Raw genomic sequence first — 233 nt, 5'->3', positions numbered from 1 at the left:
GCACGGCATGAAGGGGACCCCCTACATTTACCAGGGCGAGGAACTGGGCATGACCAATGTGCCTTTCGCTTCCCCTGATGATTTTACCGACATCGAGAGCCGCAATGTCTGCGCCGAACGCCGTGCCGCCGGTTATGCGGAGGCGGACATCCTGGCTTCCCTGCAGGCCAAAGCCCGCGATAATGCCCGCACCCCCATGCAGTGGAACGCCACCGCCCAGGCAGGCTTTACCA

General features: G+C 62.2%; 1 protein-coding gene. It reads left to right on the top strand.

The window, feature by feature from the left end; all coding sequences use genetic code 11:
• The coding region (locus tag H6B10_RS16540; protein WP_243427440.1) for an alpha-amylase family glycosyl hydrolase at window positions 1-233 on the top strand (233 nt) is incomplete at both ends.

Origin of the sequence: Gemmiger formicilis (genome assembly GCF_016901605.1) — a bacterium.
Lineage (GTDB): Bacteria > Bacillota > Clostridia > Oscillospirales > Ruminococcaceae > Gemmiger > Gemmiger formicilis_B.
Note: the sequence above shows the minus strand (reverse complement) of the source record. Positions and strands in the feature narration are given on the sequence as shown.